Genomic DNA, 18,031 nt, shown 5'->3' with positions numbered 1-18,031 from the left:
GGCTTCCTTGCGGTCGCCGTTCCTCTATGCCCCGTAGAGGGCAAAAAACTGTCGTGTTGCCCGTCTGGCATCACGAATAACTTCAGCATCATCCAGTTTGCGCTCATCCCCCAGCAGCAAACGAATTTGTATGTCACGTACAACCAGACCGAAAAATGTCCGGAAAGCTTCATCTGCATCATCAAAAGAAAGCAAGCCCGCTTCCTGCCCCATGGTTAAAACCGGCTTCAAACGCGCAGCCATTGCAGCGGGGCCGTTGGCCACAACTATACGCCCCAAGGCGGACTTACCCGAACCTGCATGACTGACCGCCAAACGGTTCAAAGCAATGGAAGTCTCGCCAGACAAAACCAACAACCAGTCACGGGCAAAATGTTCGAGCGTTGAAAAAAGCGCTTCTGCGTCCAGCTTTTCACGCGCCACCGGCACAACCCGCACTTTGGATGCTTGCCAGCGCACCATTTCAGTCAGCAAACCATCACGATCGCCAAACCATTTATAAAGGCTTTCTTTCGAGCAATTGGCAGCGCGCGCAATACCTGATGTCGTCAGCGCACGGTCGCCCCCTTCCACCAGCAAACGCAAGGCCTGCTCCAGAACATCGTTCTGACGCGGCGACAATCCATGCGAAAATTCAGCACGCATATTATCCGCGGCTTCATTATGCATTGAACTGTTTTGCGTATCTTCTGCTGACATGATGAATCAGAACCCCTCCAGATCTCAAATCTGTACCGTACGGTACGGTTCTTATTCATAAAAGGAGATTCCACACGCGTCAAGGGTGTTTTACATTTCAGCTAAATTTTGAAATTTTATTACGCTAAGCGCTTTAGATATTCACCTGTGTCCCGATTTCCACCACACGTCCTGTCGGAATATGGAAATATTGCGTCGCATCGGCGGCGCTGCGCGCCAATATAATGAAATATTTAGACTGCCAAAGCGGCATTTCTGATTGCGGTGAGGCTTTTAATGTACGCCGTGACAAGAAAAAAGACGTGGTCATGATGTCATATTTCCAGCCAAGTTTGCGGCAAGCCCCCAAAGCACGCGGGATATTCGGCTGCTGCATATAGCCAAAGCTCAACGTCACCTGCATGAAGCGCTCATTAAATTGCGAAACACGGGCGCGGTCGGCCGCTTTGACCCAAGGTTTATGCACTGTCGCAATAGTGAGAAAAACATTACTTTCATGCAAAACCTTATAATGTTTCAAACTATGCAGCAGTGCTGTGGGCGCCGAATGCAAATTGCTGGTCAGGAAAACCGCAGTGCCGGGCACCAATAATGGTGGTTTCTTATCCAGTTGCTTTACAACAGCCTCAAGCTCCACCTCGCTTTTACGGGTTTTAGCCAGCAACAACCGCGAGCCACGCACCCATGTCCACATGGTCAGACCAACGAGCATTGCCATCAGCAATGATACCCAACCCCCATCCAAAACTTTAAAAATATTTGCGGTGAAAAAGAGCAGATCAATTACCAGAAAACCAGCGATCAACGGCACAACAACAGCCAAACGCCATTTCCACACTTTGGACATCACAAAGAAGAACAGGCTGGTGGTCACCAGCATATTGCCCGTGACGGCTATCCCGTAAGCAGAAGCCAGATTACTGGATTTTTCAAAACCAAAAACCAGCAAAATCACCGTAAGGCCGATCACTAAATTCACTTTAGGAATATAAATCTGTCCATGCAGTTTTTCTGATGTGTGCTGAATTTCAAGTCGCGGCAGCAGTCCCATCTGCACGGCTTGGCGCGCCACCGAAAAAGCACCGCTTAGCACAGCCTGACTGGCAATCACGGTGGCAAGGGTTGCCAAAATCACCATCGGCCAAAGCGCAAATGTCGGCAACATCTGATAAAATGGCAGATCCGGCATACTACCATGAGAAAATACAAAAGCGGCCTGCCCGAAATAATTGAGCAACAGACATGGGAAAACAACCCAAATCCAAGCGCGCACAATCGGCTTAACGCCAAAATGCCCCAGATCGGCATATAATGCTTCCGCACCAGTCATCGCCAAAAACACGGCGCCTACGGTGATAAAAGCCGTTGCAGGGCTGGAAATTAAGAAATGTAAAGCAAAATAAGGGTTTAATGCAGCCATCACCGATGGGTCATCAAAAATATGATACAGGCCAAATCCGCCTAAAGCCAAAAACCATATCAGCATTATGGGGCCAAAGATGATTGCCACTCTGCCAGTGCCGTATTTTTGAATAGCAAAAAGCACCAACAAAATGGCTACCGTAATCGGCACGACAAAATGACTTAAATTGGGAGCAACTATTTCCAATCCTTCAACGGCGGATAGAACGGAGATGGCTGGCGTAATAACGGCATCACCAAAGAAAAGTGCCGCCCCACAAATCCCGACGCCTAAAATAATATCCGGATATTTTTTAACGCCGCTTTGCACCAGCGCCATCAGCGATAAAATACCGCCCTCACCGTTATTATCGGCGCGCAAAACAAAGAGCACATATTTGACGGTCACAACCAGCGTCAAAGCCCAAAAAATCAGTGAGACAACGCCTAAAATATCAGCGCGTTCGATCGCATCATCACCGCTTGCAGCACGCAACGCTTCACGAAAAGCATAAATCGGACTGGTGCCGATATCGCCATAAACCACACCCAAAGCACCGAGAATTAAAAGCCGCATCGAATCCGGCTTTGGATTGTCGATCTCCAGATCATCATTTTCAAAACGTGGTGGTTGAGACATATGCGAAAAACTGCTTCCGCTGTTCATGCTCTGACGCCTTATAAATAAAGTAATGCGGCTTGGCTAAGATAGGCATACATATTTATAGTCTGCCTGCAAGCGCCAAGACCGTTAACAAACGACATAAAAATTCGTTCCGTAAAAAAATGCATTTATTTAAACAAATGGCCTGCACGTCTCTACAACGTACAGGCCATGTCAAACAAACTTAAGTAATTGGGTGAAAGTTTAATACTCAACTTTCCAAAGCAGCGATAAAGCGCTTAACGCTTGCCTCCATTCCGTAAATCAAAGCATCTGCCGTCAAACCATGACCGATAGACACCTCTTTTAAAGATGGAATAACCATAGTTAGCGCTGTAATATTCTCGACAGTCAAGTCATGTCCAGCATTGATTTCCAAGTCCAGACTATCAGCTTTGGCAGCCGCCAGACGCAGCTGTTCCAATTCAATTAAAGCCTTTTGCGGCTGATCGTAACAGGCGCCATAAGGGCCGGTGAAAAACTCCACCCGATCCGCGCCCAAGTGTTTCGCAATGTCGAGACCCTTTTCGGTCGGATCAACAAACAGCGACACACGTATATGCTGCGCCTTCAAACGTGCAATGACAGGCACCAATGTTTCTGCACTTTTATCAAAATCCCAACCATGATCGGAGGTGGATTGCGCCGGATCATCAGGCACCAATGTCACCTGCTCCGGCTGATGCTTTTCCACCAGTTCCAGAAAGTCCTCGCTCGGATAACCTTCAACATTAAATTCGGCTTGCGGAAACTCATCATCCAAAAGTGCACGAATATCAGTCAGATCAGAAAATCTGATATGACGTTGATCAGGGCGCGGATGCACGGTCAACCCGCAAGCGCCAGCAGCTAAAGCAATGCGCCCTAGTCCTGTAACACTTGGCCATGGCAAATCACGTCGATTGCGCAACATGGCGATAGCATTCATATTTACAGATAATTTTGCCGACATAACCGCCCCTGTCTTTATCAGTTCAAGTGGGACTTGATTACAAACCCCGCATCCATTGGTCAATGATGCTATATTGGGGCAAGGTTTTTAGCGAAAGCCGGTTTTCAGCCGTCTTGCTATGCCACGAGAATGCCATTTCCTGCCCTCACACTGTTATCACTTAGCACAAGGAGAAGTTGTATGCGTAATGACACTGTTTCAGCCATCCGCAAAATTGAAACCAACCGGGATGATTTATTCGCTTATGAAATAGCGGGCCATATCACCAGTGCAGAAGTGGAAAACATCTATGGCTTGCTTACCGGTGCTTACAGCCAGCATGAAGCTATCGACCTTCTGATCCGGCTTGTGGATTATGAAGGTGTAGATTGGCCAACTCTGTTTTCGCAAACAACTCAGGATTTACGCAATGATGCACTCAAGCATCTTAAAAAATACGCTGTGATCAACGGGCCATTATGGCTTGAGGCCAGCATCGCACTGGTGCAGCCATTTCTCTCCGTCGAAATCAGAGCTTTCAATGCAGACGACGAGAGCGAGGCTTGGGCTTGGCTTGACGCCAAACCTGTTTGAACTTATTTGACGATGATCAACTGTTCAGCCGCGCGGGTGATGGCCGTATAAAGCCAGCGCTCGCGCGTATCGCGAAAGGCATAGCTTTCGTCAAACAGCACCACATTATTCCACTGCGAACCCTGCGCCTTATGGGTAGTAAGCGCATAGCCATAATCAAAATCATCAAAGCGCTTTTTGGTGCTCCAAGGAATTTCCGTATCCGGATCTTCAAATTGTGCTTTCAATAGTTTGATCTTGGCAACGCCGCGACCCGGCTCGTCATCTTCCGGCGAAACCAAAAGATTAATGCCCGGCTTCACGGTCTCGCGTGATGAAGTCATCACCTTCCACAATGAACCATTGAGCAAGCCTTTGGCCGGATCATTGCGTAAACAGACAAGCTTGTCGCCCGCTTGCGGATAATCGGCTGTGAAGCCTTTCAACTCACGCAGGCGCTGATTATAGCGTTTGCGCGTTCTGTTGGTACCAACCAATACCTGATCGGCTGCCAGCACTTCCGCCTGATCGACTTGTGATTTAGAAATCACCCGTGCACGGCCATAATCGCCATAAGCCAGATCACGCCCTTCCCGCACATCGAGCGCCATCTGGATGATTGGGTTGTCACGCGCTTGCCGGTGAATTTCAGTCAGCAGATAATCCGGCTCATGTTCGGTGAAAAAGCCGCCACCGGAAATCGGCGGCAGCTGACCCGGATCACCCAGCACCAAAATCGGTGTGCCGAAAGACATCAAATCGCGTCCCAATTGCTCATCAACCATCGAGCATTCGTCAACAACAATCATGCTGGCTTTGGCGACAGGGCTTTGACGGTTCAATGAGAAGGTCGGCGCAATGGATGTTTTACCCGTTGTTTCATCCTCAATCGCCTCTTCGCCTTTAGGGCGATAAATCAGTGAATGAAGGGTGCGGGCATTGCTCGCACCTTTGCTGCGCAAAACCTGCGCGGCCTTACCTGTAAAGGCTGCGAACTGAACATCGCCGTCGACGTGTTCAGCAAAATAGCGCGCCAATGTTGTCTTACCAGTCCCCGCATAGCCGAACAGGCGAAAGATCGGGCTACGACCCGCTTTCAACCATTTTTCGACTTCCTGAAGAGCCTGATCTTGTTCCGGTGAAAACTGCATACCCCTTCAGACAGGATTCGCCGCGTAAGGGCAAGACCAACCGGAACAAAGAGTGAAGATTATTTTAACATCGGCCAAAGACTGGCCACTAAAAGCAGGGCCATCACGATATTGAAAATTTTAAGCTTCACCGGATCAGAAAGCCAATTACGCAGCAAAGTTCCAAACCCCGCCCATAAGGAAACGCTAGGAAAATTAACCAGCGCAAAAACTACGCTCACCAGCAATAGTGACAGCCAGTAATTATCGTGACTGACATAAGTAGCAATGCCGGTAACACCCATCACCCATGCTTTCGGGTTTACCCATTGAAAAGCAGCCGCCTGCAAAAAGCTCATCGGCTTGCCATCCGCCTTTTTGCTTTCGCCAACACTCGTGGAGGTGGCAATTTTCCAGGCCAGATAAAGCATATAAGCCCCACCGGCAAATTTTAGCGCCAGATAAAGCGGCGGCACCATTTCCAGCAAGGCGCCAAGCCCCAAACCGATACCAATCAGCAGCACGAAAAAGCCAACACCGATGCCGATCATATGCGGCAGCGTGCGACGAAAACCAAAGTTTACGCCCGATGCCAGCAGCATCAGATTGTTTGGGCCGGGTGTGATTGAAGTTGCAAAGGCAAAAACTGCAAGGGTCAAAAATATTTCAGCAGACATAGCGCTGATGCCCTCCCGCGGGCGCAAAAATGGTGACTGCATGAAACATGCACATACAGCCACCTTTTATATAAAATTACATGCCTTGCGGGCCGCGGTTCATCGCAGAAACACCGGTGCGGCAAACCTCAACCAGCCCGAGCGGTTTCATCAGCGAAATAAACTGATCCACCTTGGCAGTTTTGCCGGTAATTTCCACAATGAAATGCTCGGTCGTTGCATCAACGATTTTTGCATTAAACGCATCGGTCAAACGCAAGGTTTCAGCGCGTGCTTCACCTTTGCCTGCCACTTTAATCAGTGCCAGTTCACGCTCGATCGGGCGATCATAGCCAAGCTCAATCGCGCGGTGGCTCAAATCGACCACGCGGTGAACCGGTACAATACGCTCCAGCTGATGACGGATCTGATCGAGCACATGCGGTGTGCCGCGTGTCACGATGGTAATGCGCGACAAATGCTGTTCGTGCTCGGTTTCCGACACGGTGAGGCTTTCAATATTATAGCCACGACCGGAGAAAAGACCAATCACGCGGGCAAGAACGCCCGGTTCATTATCAACCAGAACGGCCAAAGTGTGGGTTTCTGGTGTCTGTGTTTCGGTCGCAATGAAATATGCGGAACCGGATGCTAGATTTTGTGCATTCATAATATCTTCCCTCCGGCTCAAACGAGCAAACGACCTTCAGCATCAATGGCATTGGCAACAACTTCATCCGTTGCTTCATCCGGCAAAAGCATTTCATTATGCGCTTTACCAGATGGAATCATCGGGAAACAGTTGGCTAGATTAGCCACACGGCAATCAAAGATCACCGGCTTGTTGACGGCAATCATTTCTTCAATGGCTGCATCCAGTTTCGATGGCTTGTCGCAACGGATACCATGCGCGCCATAAGCTTCTGCCAATTTAACAAAATCAGGCATGGCTTCGGTGTAAGAATGAGACAAACGGTTGCCATGCAGCAATTGCTGCCATTGACGCACCATACCCATATATTGGTTATTCAAAATAAAAATCTTGATCGGCGCACCATGCTGAATGGCGGCAGACATCTCCTGAATACACATCTGGATAGACGCATCGCCGGCCACATCAATCACTAAGGCATCCGGATGGGCAATCTGCACGCCTAACGCTGCCGGCAGACCATAGCCCATCGTGCCCAAGCCACCTGATGTCATCCAGCGGTTCGGCTCGTCAAAATGGATAAACTGCGCTGCCCACATCTGATGCTGGCCAACTTCAGTGGTGATAAATGTTTTGTGCTTTTTAGTCAGCTCATTCAAACGTTCCAGCGCATATTGCGGCATAATAACATCATTATTCGTCTTATATGCCAATGAGTTACGGGCACGCCAACGCTTAATTTGATCCCACCAGCCGCCAAGCGCATTCTTGTCTTGGCTTGTGGAGGACGCACGAATCTGACGGTTCATATCTTCCAGAACATGCGCGACATCGCCGATGATCGGCAGATCAACACGAACGGTTTTATTGATGGAAGACGCATCAATATCAATGTGAATTTTCTTCGAAAACGGCGAGAAAGCATCCAGACGTCCGGTGATACGGTCATCAAAACGCGCACCAACACACAGCATCACATCACAATCATGCATGGTCATATTGGCTTCATAAGTACCATGCATACCGAGCATGCCAAGCCAATTATCGCCCGACGCCGGATAAGCACCCAAACCCATCAGCGTTGAAGTGATCGGGAAATTGCCAAGCTCGACCAATTCGCGCAGTAACTTGGAAGCAGCAACTCCGGAATTGATAACACCCCCACCGCTGTAGATGACCGGCTTTTTCGCCTTCAACAGCATTTCCACGGCTTGCGCGATATCACGGGTGTCGCCGTTTAAAACCGGACGATAACTGGTGCGCGGCGAAGTTTGTGGTGGTGTGTAGATACCGGTCGCGAACTGAATATCTTTAGGAATATCAACCAGAACAGGCCCGGGACGGCCCGTAGTCGCCACATGGATAGCTTCATGCAGGATACGAGACAGGTCGTTGACGTCTTTCACCAGCCAGTTGTGCTTGGTGCAAGGACGGGTGATGCCGATGGTATCAGCTTCCTGAAACGCATCCGTACCGATCAATGAGGTCGGCACCTGACCGGAAATGCACAACAGCGGGATGGAATCCATCAAAGCATCTTGCAAAGGGGTCACCGCATTGGTGGCACCAGGGCCGGAGGTTACCAGCATCACGCCGAGCTTGCCGGTAGAACGCGCATAACCTTCAGCCGCATGACCGGCACCCTGCTCGTGACGCACCAGAATATGCTGCACCTGATCCTGCTGGAAAAGCTCGTCATAGATAGGAAGGACAGCACCGCCGGGATAGCCGAAAATATGTTCCACACCATGGTCGATCATGGCCTGAATGACCATTTCAGCTCCGGTCATTTCCCGTTGTTCTGTCGAACCCGTGCCCGCCTCGCGTTTACCTGCAGTCATTTCCTTAGTTCCTGTCTGTGTTCACTTAATCTGCCGTTGTATTTTGATAATAAAAAAGGCTCCCTTTAGGGAGCCTGTCTTTCGCGCATGGGAGCTTTCGCCGGATGGTTACACCACCCTGCCCATGCGCCTTACCACCACAAGAATAATAAACTTTTTCATGAGTGAACAGTAATCACGGCTTTTGCGAAGGTCAACGCATAAATTCAAATAAATATTAAAAAAATCGCAAAATTCGCATGAAAATTACGTACATCTTGCTGCATCATTCCAATCCGACCGGCAAAAACCCGTCTTTTCATCAATCAGGCCCGTTTTTTCATCAATCAGGACGGTAAATCTTCCAGCTTTCATCCAACTGATTGCGAAACCACGTGCTTTGACGTTTGGCATATTGGCGCGTAGCTGTCACCGCCAGTTCAATCGCGCGTTCGCGGCTCAAGTACCCAGCCTGATAGTCAGCAATCTCGCGTACACCAATCGCTTTCATGGCAGGCAAGCTCGGGTCAAGCTGCAAGGCCATCAGCTTGGCGACTTCACCTTGGGCGCCACCATCCCACATCAGAGCAAAGCGATCAGCAATCCGCTCGCGCAAAACCGGACGCTCCTGTGTGACCACAAATTTCTGTGCCGCCTTTTCATCCACCAAAGCTTGGCCTGTCTGCTTTTGCCAATAAAGCAATGACTTTCCGGTGGCTTTGATAATCTCGAGGCTACGCAAAATGCGTTGACCATCGGCGGGCATCAGACTTGCTGCCATTTCCGGATCAATTTCGGATAGAATCTTGTGCAGATTTTCTGCGCCCTCATCTTCCATCCGGCTGCGCCAATATTGACGGATATCATCCGGTACATCAGGAATTTGCGACAAGCCACCCACAAGAGCGCGAAAATAAAGTCCTGTTCCGCCTACAAAGACCGGCACCCGACCTTGGTTTTCCGGCCGCGCCAACAAGGATTTCACATCATCGAGCCATTTGCCGGTTGAATAAGTAACCGATGGCGGCACATGACCATATAAATAATGCTGGGCTTCAGCCAAGTCTTCTTCTGGTGGCCGCGCAGTCAAACGATCCAAAACATCATAGACCTGCATGGAATCTGTATTTACAATGAAGCCACCGTGTTCTTTTGCCAGTTTGAGTGCAAGAGCTGACTTGCCGCTGGCGGTTGCTCCGGCTATCAGAATAGCATTCTTAACTGCTTCACTCATTACAGGTATTGCTCCATGTCATCGTCTGCGCCACTTGTTGCTACTCTGATTTCCAACCCTGAAGTGCATGCTCTCACCGCAAGTCTCGGCAGTAAAGCGTCAGAAGCAGTAAAGGCAAGCGGTCTTTACTGGCTGGCAGATGGCATTGCTTGTGATCTGGCTTTACCCAAAGACATCACCATTGAACAAGCCAAAAGTGAACTAGCACTTATAATCGGCGACGAACCAATCGATATTATTGTGCAGCCACAAGAAACCAGACGCAAGAAATTGCTGCTGGCAGATATGGATTCTACCATGATCCAGCAGGAATGCATCGACGAACTGGCCGAAGAGGCCGGTTTTCGCGATCAAGTGGCAGGTATCACAGCACGCGCCATGAATGGGGAAATTGCTTTTGAACCAGCTTTGCGTGAACGCGTGGCACTTCTTAAAGGTCTTTCCTTTTCCGTGATTGATCACGTCATTGCCAATCGCATCACCTTGATGCCGGGCGGCACTGAACTGGTGCGCACCATGAAAAAACATGGTGCTTATACCGCACTTGTCTCCGGCGGCTTTACTGCCTTCACTAATGTAATTGCAGAGATGGTCGGCTTTGATGAACACCGTGCCAATACATTGCTCACCCATGAAGGTCTCCTCACGGGTGAAGTCAGCGATCCGATTTTAGGTCGTGAAGCCAAAGTCGAGCGCTTGGAAGATATTTCCGCACGTCTTGGCATTTCCGTGGCTGAAGCGATTGCTGTGGGCGATGGTGCCAATGATCTTGGCATGTTGCAGCTTGCCGGCAGTGGTGTCGCACTGCACGCCAAACCATCGGTTGCCGCACAAGCAGAGATGGTTGTAAATTATGGTGACCTGACCGCCCTTCTCTATATTCAGGGCTATCGAAAAACGGATTTTGTCAAATGATTATCCTTGAAACTGAACGACTGATTATCCGCAATTGGCGCGAAAAAGACCGGGAATTGATGCATCGTCTCAACCACGATGATCAAATCATGGAGTTTTTCCCTTTCCGTCGCAATCGTGAAGAATCTGACCAGCTCTATGATCGCTTCTATAAAATGATTGTCGATACTGGCTACGGCTTTTACGCATTAGAGCGAAAAGACAATGGCGAATGCATCGGGTTTTGCGGGCTTGCCGAAACACATATGGAGCCATTTTTTAAAGATGGTACCGTAGAAATCGGCTGGCGTCTGATCCCTGAAACATGGGGCAAAGGCTATGTCAGTGAAGCTGCAAATGCGCTGCTCGAATATGGCTTTATGGAAAAAAACTTAGACGAGATCGTCTCATTTGCCGTTCATAATAATGAGCGTTCCACCGCAGTGATGAAACGTATCGGCATGAATTATGACCAGACACGTGATTTCTCTCATCCTAATGTCAGTGACAACTATCCGCAGTTGCAGCCCCATGTCACCTATGTGATGAGCCGCGATGAATTCTTGCAAAAACGTGAATCACATTCTGAGTAATCACGTTTAACGCACTGTAAAAACAATAAAAAAGCCGCCGGAAACCTTGATCGTTTCGGCGGCTTTTTTGTATAATCTGATGCAATTAATCGATACGGATGGTCACAAAACGCAATTCGCCACTGCGTGAGGCGAGCATAATCAAAGCATTTTTACGCCCCTGACGTTGCAACGCTTCAATGCGCTTTTTCACATCTTGCGGGGTTTTCATCACTTCCTGCCCGATATCGACAATAACTTCACCGGCTTCAATACGCTTTGTGGCAGCCGCTGAATTTGGTACCACATCCTGCACCACAACGCCCTCCACCTCATCATCAATACCATAGATGCCGCGCATATCATCATCCAACATACCAAGCTTCATACCCAAAACGTTTATGGCAGGCGCAGCGGGCGCTTCAGGCTTCGTCGGATCAATTACCTTATCACCACTTGTCTCAGCATCTTCTTGTGATGGTGCAAGCGCTGGCGGCGGCGCCTGATCTTCTGTTTCCAGCTCGTCACCATCCATCATCTCTTCATCTTCCTCATCCACGGAAGAAGATGCCTTGTCACTCTCGACCATACGGCCAAGCTTCACTTTAACTGTCTGCTCTTTGCCATCACGCTGGATGACAATATCAACCACATCATCAACGGCACTTTCCGCCACAAGACGCGGCAGGTCGCGAGCGGCCTCTACCGCCTTGCCATCAAAACTTAAGATCACGTCACCGGCTTTCAGCGCTTTGTTGTCAACCTCGGCATCATCAATCAGACCGGCAACCAGTGCGCCTTTCACTTCTTTAAGACTGAGGCTTTCCAGCATATCATCGCTGATAGGCTGGATACGCACACCAAGCCAACCACGGCGCACTTCGCCAAACTCTTTCAGCTGATCTAAAACGCTAGCCGCAATTTCTGATGGAATTGCAAAGCCGATACCAATCGAACCACCGGATGGCGAAATAATCGCCGTATTGATCCCGATGACATTGCCATCCATATCAAAAAGTGGGCCACCGGAATTACCACGGTTGATCGCTGCATCGGTTTGGATAAAACTATCATAAGGGCCGGAATTAATGTCGCGTTTTCGCGCCGAAATAATGCCAACCGTCACCGTACCGCCAAGGCCGAACGGGTTACCAATAGCCATCACCCAATCACCAATGCGGGCAGTTTCCGAATGCCCCAATTGTACCGCAACCAGCTTGCGTTTCTTCGGATCCACTTTCAAAAGGGCAATATCGGTTTTAGTATCGGTGCCGACAAGCTCAGCTTTCAATTTGCTGCCATCATTGAAATTGACGATGATTTCATCGGCATCCGCAATCACGTGATTGTTGGTAACGATAAAACCTTTATCCGCATCGACGACAAAGCCGGAGCCCAATGACTGCACTTTGCCGGATCGCTCATCACCGCCATTCTGATCTTTTTTCTTGAAATAATCGTCGAAGAATTCCTGAAATGGTGAACCTTCCGGTACATCCGGCACCTGAATAACACCGTCGCCCTCACCTTTAATCGTCTGCGACGTGGAAATATTAACCACGGCGTCAATCAAGCCTTCAGCAAGATCGGCAACCGATGCAGGGCCTTTACCTTTGGCGTGAAGTTCCGCAGCCGTCGACTGCGCCACAGCCTGATTGAATGCAATATCAAATGGCAGAGCCAGAGCTGTCAGGCTCAGCGCAATAATCGTGTTGCGAACCAATCCTGTTTTAAGTGCGGATACCATAAAGCCCTGCTCCAATATTCAAATCCCATATTCAATCACTGACACGCTAACTGAATGCTAAAACTTTAACAAAGCAACATTCAATAAGCAGCAGCCATAAAGTGCATAAATTAACAATGCCCCGCTCTATGCACAACACATTCTCAATGAGGCCATGTCATGAGACATTTTGATTTTTTAGTATTTTTTCTGATCCCGCATTCCAGCAGGATTAAGGCGTATCGTGAAAAAGGGCAGAACGGGCATTAAAAATTAGCCGCGTACCAACCAGACAATACCCACACCAATTGCAATCGCAATGATACCGGCCAAACGCAAAGCCTGTTCGGGTGCTTGGGTCACATCCCAAGCCATACGTTTTGCAATTAAAGGAAAGCCGCCGTAGAGCAGCCCCTCAAATACGAGGAGAAGTCCTACGGCGGCTAAAAAATCATTCATCACTTAAACCTGACGCACTTATTGTGCAGGAGCGGCAGAAGTTTCGCCCGCTGCATCACGCACGGCTGGTGCTGCTTCGGCATCAACGGCAGGCTTTGCAGTTCCGGCATCACGGAAGAAGCGGAAGAACTCTGAATCAGGTGAAATCACCATACTGGTATCCGGTGTCTGCAATGCATGTGCATAAGCCGACATCGAACGGTAGAATGAGAAGAATTCTGCATCACGGGAAGCGGATTCGGCAAAGATCCTTGAGCGTTCTGCTTCGCCCTCACCGCGAAGGATTTCCGATTCCTTACGCGCTTCGGCAATGGTTTCCACAACCTGACGCTCTGCCACCGCACGAATACGCTGTGCAGCTTCACGACCACGCGCACGCAAACGCTCGGCTTCAGCCAGACGTTCTGCCTTCATACGCTCAAAAGTCTGCTGTGACACTTCAGCTGTCAGATCCGTACGACGGATACGTACATCGACAATCGTCAGCCCCAGCGATGTTGCATCAGGACGCAGCTGGTCACGCAGTTCACGCATCATGCCTGAACGTTCTTCAGAAAGCGCTGCTTCAAAGCCACGCTGACCGTAAACGCTACGAAGAGCGGCATCCAGACGTGTACGCAAACGCTGTTCAGCCAGAACGGTATTACCGGAGACCGTCTGACGGAATTTACGTGCATCAGTAATACGATACACAAGGAAAGCGTCCACATCATAGAATTTACCGCCAGCAACCTGCACGCGGATATCATCCAGATCAAAGCGCAACAGACGGTCATCAATCATCTGCACATTGTCCGCTTCCAGAAAGCCAAATGGCAGCTTGAAATAAATACCCGGCTCTTCTTTTACATCAACGATCTGACCAAAGCGCAAGACAATCGCCTGCTGACGCTCATTAACGATGAACACAGAAGAATAGGCCAGCAATGCAATGACTGCGATCAGACCAGCAATTAACGGAAATCTGTTCTGAGCCATCTTATTGCGCTCCTTCATTATTGCGTGCCTGACCGTTTGAACGCGTCAATTCATTCAATGGCAGATAAGGCACGATACCCTGACCCGGCTCTACGATAATTTTCTTGGTGCCTTGCAGCACTTGCTCCATAGTTTCCAGATAAAGACGTTTGCGGGTTACTTCCGGTGCTTTCACATATTCGTCATAAACAGAGATAAAGCGCTGTGCCTCACCCTCTGCTTCCTGCACGATACGGTTTTTATAAGCAGCCGCATCTTCACGAACCTGTGCTGCTTCACCGCGAGCCTGACCAAGCTTCTGGTTGGAATACTGGTTGGATTCTTCTACAAAACGATCTTCATCCTGTTCGGCGCGCTGCACTTCATCAAAAGCATCAGCCACTTCACGTGGCGGCGCTGCATCTTCAATGGAAACCGCATTAATCTGAATACCGGCTTTATAATCATCCAATGTCTGCTGCACAATTGTGCGGACATCCTGTGCAATCACGCTACGATTATCACGGAAGACGTCTTGTGCCGGACGACGACCAACGATTTCACGGATCGCACTTTCAGAAATCTGCTGTACCATGTTGTCGGGATTTTGCACGTTGAAGAGGTAATCACGCGGATTATCCACACGGTAAAGTACGGAGAACTGAACATTAACAATGTTTTGGTCACCGGTAAGCATCAGGCCTTGTGTGGCTGTGCGTGAACCCTGCCCGCCAATATTGATCTGCTTTTCTACGATTTCAGCTTTTTCATAAGTTTCAATCGGCCACAAATGGAAATGCAAACCTGGTTCGGAAATTTCTTCCTTTGGCTTACCAAAACGCAACTCTACTGCAAGCTCATCCGGCTGCACGGTATAAACCGCCTGAAAAATCCAGAATGCAAAAGCAATAATCACTATCAAAATGATAAAGAAGGAATTACCGCCAGCACCTGTTCCGCCGCCGCCACCCGGAAACGCCTTTTTCAGACGATCCTGACCTTTGCGTAAAATATCCTCCAGATCAGGTGGCGTATTAGGGCCATTACCCTTTGGCTTCTGAGGGCCTTGGCCCCACGGTCCGCCATTATTGTTATTATCGCCGCTTCCCCACGGGCCGCCGCCATTTTGATTGCTCCAGGGCATCCTTACCTCTCGTTTGATATGCAAGAGGCATGAATGACCTCCCGACTTCAAATGGACTTACCCGTTTATAGGGATCAATCTACGCTCTTTCAACGCAAGCCGTGTAAATTAAAGCTGTTCTTGAGCAATATCGGGCTAAAAAACTCCGTTTTATTCAAGAAATCAACCTTAGGGCCTGCATCTACCCGTCAAACGGCATTTTTGCGTTGATAAACGCAAAAATGTGTCGGGTAATTGTCTTTTTCACCAGCAGGTACATCTTCGCTTGAAACCTCCTGCCACTCAGCCGGATCAAGCTCCGGAAAATCTGTATCACCCTCAATATCGGCGAGCACATGGGTCAAATATACCATATCCGCCATCGGCAATGCCTGACGATAAATATTGCCACCACCGATGATGCAAATCTCGTCTATATCTGTTTCTTGAAGCTGTTTTTTGGCCACATCAATTGCGGCTTCCAGCGAATGGACGACTGTCGCACCTTCAGGCGCAAAATCCGCATTGCGGGTAATCACTACATTCAATCGTCCGGGCAACGGGCGACCAATAGAGTCCCATGTTTTGCGCCCCATAATTACCGGTTTACCCAATGTCAGCGTTTTAAAACGCTTCAAATCGGTTGATAGACGCCACGGCATATCATTATCTTTGCCGATAACTCGATTTTGCGAGACTGCAACGACCATAGATATTTTAATTATTTTACTCATACCGCAATCGGTGCCTTGATAGTTGGATCAGCTTCATAGCCTTCCAGCTTGAAATCATCGAAAGTGAAAGCAAACAAATCTTTCACTTGCTTGTTCATTGTCATTACCGGCAGCACTTTCGGTGTACGGGTCAATTGCAACTTAGCCTGCTCGAAATGATTGGCATAAAGATGCGCATCACCAAGGGTGTGAACAAAGTCACCGGCTTCCAACCCGCAAACCTGTGCAATCATCATGGTCAGTAAAGCATAAGAAGCGATATTAAAAGGCACGCCCAAAAAAATATCGGCAGAGCGTTGATATAGCTGGCACGACAACTTGCCGTTCGCCACATAAAATTGAAAAAGACAATGGCATGGCGGTAAGGCCATTTCATCCACTAAAGCCGGATTCCACGCTGAAACAATTAAACGCCGTGACTGCGGATTGGTTTTGATCATGTGCAAAAGATTGCTGATTTGGTCGATAGAACCACCATCACGTGCGGGCCACGAACGCCACTGCGCGCCATAAACAGGGCCCAGATCACCGTTTTCATCAGCCCACTCATCCCAAATCGAAACACCGTTTTCTTTCAAATAAGCGATATTGGTATCGCCTTTGAGAAACCATAAAAGTTCATGGATGATCGAGCGCAAATGCAGCTTTTTGGTCGTTAAAACAGGAAACCCCTCTGCCAAATCAAATCGCATCTGATAACCAAAAACCGATCGTGTACCAGTGCCGGTACGATCACCGCGATCAATACCATTCGCTAGCACATGGCTCAACAGGTTAAGATAGGTTTGCATGGATGGGCTCTCCTGCTCGGTTAGGCTCATATCGATTCGTATTTTAAATATAGAAACAGCAAAGCTCTAACCGAGTCACGCGGCTAGAGCTTTGCAAGTCTCATATAAGCTAAAACGAATTAAAGCTATCTGCTATATCAGATTAAAGAGAGCCGAGAAGACCCAGCTGCTTTGCAGTCAGATAATAGAAGGTAACGCGATTTTTATTACGGTCGCCCTTCATCACTTCTGCCACATGGGCAATAGCTGCATCAGCTTTTGCTTCGTCAGTCACACCAAGCTTACGTCCAATCCAGCTTTCACGCACGCGCTTAAGCTCTTCCGGATCGCTTACTGCAACCAGAGATGCATCGCGGCTGCGCAATGCAATGCCCAGATGTTTGATGATTTTGTCTACAATCGCTTCATCTGCTGCCGCATCATAACGGCGCACATCGGCAAGATGGTCACTCATTTACCTACTCTCCTTCAAACAGCGCCTATACGCCCATATCAATGAAGACACTATAAGCTTAAAGCGCGTAATAGCTTGAAGATTGACCACCCTGTTATTTCTGTCAATGAAAAAAGCCTCGGCTTTCTCATAATCCGTCAGTGTTCAAATTTTTTATGCACAATCATCTAAAAAATGACGTTGATATGAAAGTCAGCCCTTCCATTCACGAATAAGCCTGACTATATAAGTTCTGCTGGCTTATGCCAGCTATGGTAATAAACGGACGGTGTAATAAACCATTTGGACCCGGGGGCGGTACCCGGCGCCTCCACCAGAACATAGCTAAAACAACAAGCTATGCTGTGGCGGGGGCGAAATAGGATCGACAAGGGTGTAAAGATCGCTCTTTTACTCGGCATGATACCACCGTTATCGGGTCAAACGAGTAGTTGCAAATGACAACAAAGCTCAGGGTTACGCTCTCGCTGCTTAATTGCGGTGCGAGAAACCCAACCTAAGTCCTTAGGGTTAGCACCTTAAGGCGGGGTCCGGAGGCACCTGGCAACAGAAGCCTCCACC

General features: G+C 48.8%; 18 protein-coding genes and 1 other RNA gene. 4 read left to right on the top strand and 15 right to left on the bottom strand.

What is annotated here, in order from left to right; translation table 11 throughout:
• Positions 1 to 24: 24 nt before the first annotated feature.
• The 3 genes from JNC77_RS09510 to JNC77_RS09500 form a co-directional block, all read right to left on the bottom strand.
• On the bottom strand, positions 25 to 645 hold the full coding sequence (locus JNC77_RS09510) for a TetR/AcrR family transcriptional regulator (RefSeq protein ID WP_374831869.1): 621 nt from the start codon (positions 643 to 645) through the stop codon (positions 25 to 27).
• Positions 646 to 832: 187 nt separating this feature from the next.
• Positions 833 to 2,740: a potassium transporter Kup gene (locus JNC77_RS09505; protein ID WP_374831867.1), complete on the bottom strand. Its 1,908-nt coding sequence runs from the start codon at positions 2,738 to 2,740 to the stop codon at positions 833 to 835.
• Between the two features lie 235 nt (positions 2,741 to 2,975).
• Positions 2,976 to 3,716, bottom strand: a complete 741-nt coding sequence (locus JNC77_RS09500; RefSeq protein ID WP_374831819.1) for a pyridoxine 5'-phosphate synthase — start codon at positions 3,714 to 3,716, stop codon at positions 2,976 to 2,978.
• Positions 3,717 to 3,896: 180 nt separating this feature from the next.
• Here JNC77_RS09500 and JNC77_RS09495 point away from each other — a divergent pair, with 180 nt between their 5' ends.
• Positions 3,897 to 4,289, top strand: coding sequence for a SpoIIAA family protein (locus tag JNC77_RS09495; protein ID WP_374831817.1), 393 nt, complete (start codon positions 3,897 to 3,899; stop codon positions 4,287 to 4,289).
• A 2-nt stretch (positions 4,290 to 4,291) separates the two neighbouring features.
• Here the strand turns inward: JNC77_RS09495 and JNC77_RS09490 are convergent, their stop codons facing one another.
• The 5 genes from JNC77_RS09490 to miaA form a co-directional block, all read right to left on the bottom strand.
• Positions 4,292 to 5,419 (bottom strand): ATP-dependent DNA helicase, encoded by a 1,128-nt coding sequence (locus JNC77_RS09490; protein WP_374831815.1) that lies wholly within the window; start codon positions 5,417 to 5,419, stop codon positions 4,292 to 4,294.
• A 59-nt stretch (positions 5,420 to 5,478) separates the two neighbouring features.
• On the bottom strand, positions 5,479 to 6,075 hold the full coding sequence (locus tag JNC77_RS09485; RefSeq protein WP_374831812.1) for a LysE family translocator: 597 nt from the start codon (positions 6,073 to 6,075) through the stop codon (positions 5,479 to 5,481).
• Positions 6,076 to 6,151: 76 nt separating this feature from the next.
• Positions 6,152 to 6,724 (bottom strand): acetolactate synthase small subunit, encoded by a 573-nt coding sequence (ilvN, locus tag JNC77_RS09480; protein ID WP_343804001.1) that lies wholly within the window; start codon positions 6,722 to 6,724, stop codon positions 6,152 to 6,154.
• Between the two features lie 17 nt (positions 6,725 to 6,741).
• Positions 6,742 to 8,547, bottom strand: coding sequence for an acetolactate synthase 3 large subunit (locus JNC77_RS09475; protein ID WP_374831810.1), 1,806 nt, complete (start codon positions 8,545 to 8,547; stop codon positions 6,742 to 6,744).
• A 322-nt stretch (positions 8,548 to 8,869) separates the two neighbouring features.
• Positions 8,870 to 9,760: a tRNA (adenosine(37)-N6)-dimethylallyltransferase MiaA gene (gene miaA, locus JNC77_RS09470; protein ID WP_374831808.1), complete on the bottom strand. Its 891-nt coding sequence runs from the start codon at positions 9,758 to 9,760 to the stop codon at positions 8,870 to 8,872.
• A gap of 15 nt (positions 9,761 to 9,775) precedes the next feature.
• Here miaA and serB point away from each other — a divergent pair, with 15 nt between their 5' ends.
• Both serB and JNC77_RS09460 read left to right on the top strand, forming a co-directional pair.
• Positions 9,776 to 10,675, top strand: a complete 900-nt coding sequence (gene serB, locus JNC77_RS09465) for a phosphoserine phosphatase SerB (RefSeq protein ID WP_374831806.1) — start codon at positions 9,776 to 9,778, stop codon at positions 10,673 to 10,675.
• Complete coding sequence (locus JNC77_RS09460) at positions 10,672 to 11,247, top strand: GNAT family N-acetyltransferase (RefSeq protein ID WP_374831804.1); 576 nt, start codon at positions 10,672 to 10,674, stop codon at positions 11,245 to 11,247. The genes serB and JNC77_RS09460 overlap by 4 nt, the downstream gene beginning before the upstream one ends.
• 85 nt (positions 11,248 to 11,332) lie before the next feature.
• Here the strand turns inward: JNC77_RS09460 and JNC77_RS09455 are convergent, their stop codons facing one another.
• From JNC77_RS09455 to JNC77_RS09425, 7 genes are all read right to left on the bottom strand, one after another.
• Positions 11,333 to 12,973: a Do family serine endopeptidase gene (locus JNC77_RS09455; protein ID WP_374831802.1), complete on the bottom strand. Its 1,641-nt coding sequence runs from the start codon at positions 12,971 to 12,973 to the stop codon at positions 11,333 to 11,335.
• A gap of 252 nt (positions 12,974 to 13,225) precedes the next feature.
• Positions 13,226 to 13,411 (bottom strand): DUF2065 domain-containing protein, encoded by a 186-nt coding sequence (locus tag JNC77_RS09450; protein WP_374831800.1) that lies wholly within the window; start codon positions 13,409 to 13,411, stop codon positions 13,226 to 13,228.
• 18 nt (positions 13,412 to 13,429) lie between these two features.
• Positions 13,430 to 14,389, bottom strand: coding sequence for a protease modulator HflC (gene hflC / locus JNC77_RS09445; RefSeq protein WP_374831798.1), 960 nt, complete (start codon positions 14,387 to 14,389; stop codon positions 13,430 to 13,432).
• Position 14,390: 1 nt separating this feature from the next.
• Positions 14,391 to 15,512 (bottom strand): FtsH protease activity modulator HflK, encoded by a 1,122-nt coding sequence (hflK, locus tag JNC77_RS09440; protein ID WP_374831796.1) that lies wholly within the window; start codon positions 15,510 to 15,512, stop codon positions 14,391 to 14,393.
• 188 nt (positions 15,513 to 15,700) lie between these two features.
• Positions 15,701 to 16,225, bottom strand: a complete 525-nt coding sequence (locus JNC77_RS09435) for a dihydrofolate reductase (RefSeq protein WP_374831794.1) — start codon at positions 16,223 to 16,225, stop codon at positions 15,701 to 15,703.
• On the bottom strand, positions 16,222 to 17,016 hold the full coding sequence (locus tag JNC77_RS09430; RefSeq protein ID WP_374831792.1) for a thymidylate synthase: 795 nt from the start codon (positions 17,014 to 17,016) through the stop codon (positions 16,222 to 16,224). Before JNC77_RS09430 ends, JNC77_RS09435 begins: the two co-directional genes overlap by 4 nt.
• A gap of 142 nt (positions 17,017 to 17,158) precedes the next feature.
• Positions 17,159 to 17,470: a DUF2853 family protein gene (locus JNC77_RS09425; protein ID WP_374831790.1), complete on the bottom strand. Its 312-nt coding sequence runs from the start codon at positions 17,468 to 17,470 to the stop codon at positions 17,159 to 17,161.
• Positions 17,471 to 17,665: 195 nt separating this feature from the next.
• Between JNC77_RS09425 and ssrA the strand changes: the two genes are divergently transcribed.
• Positions 17,666 to 18,031: a transfer-messenger RNA gene (ssrA, locus tag JNC77_RS09420) on the top strand.

The organism is Paenochrobactrum pullorum (genome assembly GCF_041929845.1).
Lineage (GTDB): Bacteria > Pseudomonadota > Alphaproteobacteria > Rhizobiales > Rhizobiaceae > Paenochrobactrum > Paenochrobactrum pullorum.
The sequence above is the reverse complement of the archived record's forward strand: the minus strand, read 5'-3'. Positions and strand labels throughout refer to the sequence as shown.

Bases quoted from the DNA above. Each gene is read 5' to 3' on its own strand.
- JNC77_RS09510 (WP_374831869.1), bottom strand. From the start codon at position 645: ATGCGTGCTGAATTTTCGCATGGATTGTCGCCGCGTCAGAACGATGTT.
- JNC77_RS09505 (WP_374831867.1), bottom strand. From the start codon at position 2,740: ATGTCTCAACCACCACGTTTTGAAAATGATGATCTGGAGATCGACAAT.
- JNC77_RS09500 (WP_374831819.1), bottom strand. From the start codon at position 3,716: ATGTCGGCAAAATTATCTGTAAATATGAATGCTATCGCCATGTTGCGC.
- JNC77_RS09495 (WP_374831817.1), top strand. From the start codon at position 3,897: ATGCGTAATGACACTGTTTCAGCCATCCGCAAAATTGAAACCAACCGG.
- JNC77_RS09490 (WP_374831815.1), bottom strand. From the start codon at position 5,419: ATGCAGTTTTCACCGGAACAAGATCAGGCTCTTCAGGAAGTCGAAAAA.
- JNC77_RS09485 (WP_374831812.1), bottom strand. From the start codon at position 6,075: ATGTCTGCTGAAATATTTTTGACCCTTGCAGTTTTTGCCTTTGCAACT.
- ilvN (WP_343804001.1), bottom strand. From the start codon at position 6,724: ATGAATGCACAAAATCTAGCATCCGGTTCCGCATATTTCATTGCGACC.
- JNC77_RS09475 (WP_374831810.1), bottom strand. From the start codon at position 8,547: ATGACTGCAGGTAAACGCGAGGCGGGCACGGGTTCGACAGAACAACGG.
- miaA (WP_374831808.1), bottom strand. From the start codon at position 9,760: ATGAGTGAAGCAGTTAAGAATGCTATTCTGATAGCCGGAGCAACCGCC.
- serB (WP_374831806.1), top strand. From the start codon at position 9,776: ATGTCATCGTCTGCGCCACTTGTTGCTACTCTGATTTCCAACCCTGAA.
- JNC77_RS09460 (WP_374831804.1), top strand. From the start codon at position 10,672: ATGATTATCCTTGAAACTGAACGACTGATTATCCGCAATTGGCGCGAA.
- JNC77_RS09455 (WP_374831802.1), bottom strand. From the start codon at position 12,973: ATGGTATCCGCACTTAAAACAGGATTGGTTCGCAACACGATTATTGCG.
- JNC77_RS09450 (WP_374831800.1), bottom strand. From the start codon at position 13,411: ATGAATGATTTTTTAGCCGCCGTAGGACTTCTCCTCGTATTTGAGGGG.
- hflC (WP_374831798.1), bottom strand. From the start codon at position 14,389: ATGGCTCAGAACAGATTTCCGTTAATTGCTGGTCTGATCGCAGTCATT.
- hflK (WP_374831796.1), bottom strand. From the start codon at position 15,512: ATGCCCTGGAGCAATCAAAATGGCGGCGGCCCGTGGGGAAGCGGCGAT.
- JNC77_RS09435 (WP_374831794.1), bottom strand. From the start codon at position 16,225: ATGAGTAAAATAATTAAAATATCTATGGTCGTTGCAGTCTCGCAAAAT.
- JNC77_RS09430 (WP_374831792.1), bottom strand. From the start codon at position 17,016: ATGCAAACCTATCTTAACCTGTTGAGCCATGTGCTAGCGAATGGTATT.
- JNC77_RS09425 (WP_374831790.1), bottom strand. From the start codon at position 17,470: ATGAGTGACCATCTTGCCGATGTGCGCCGTTATGATGCGGCAGCAGAT.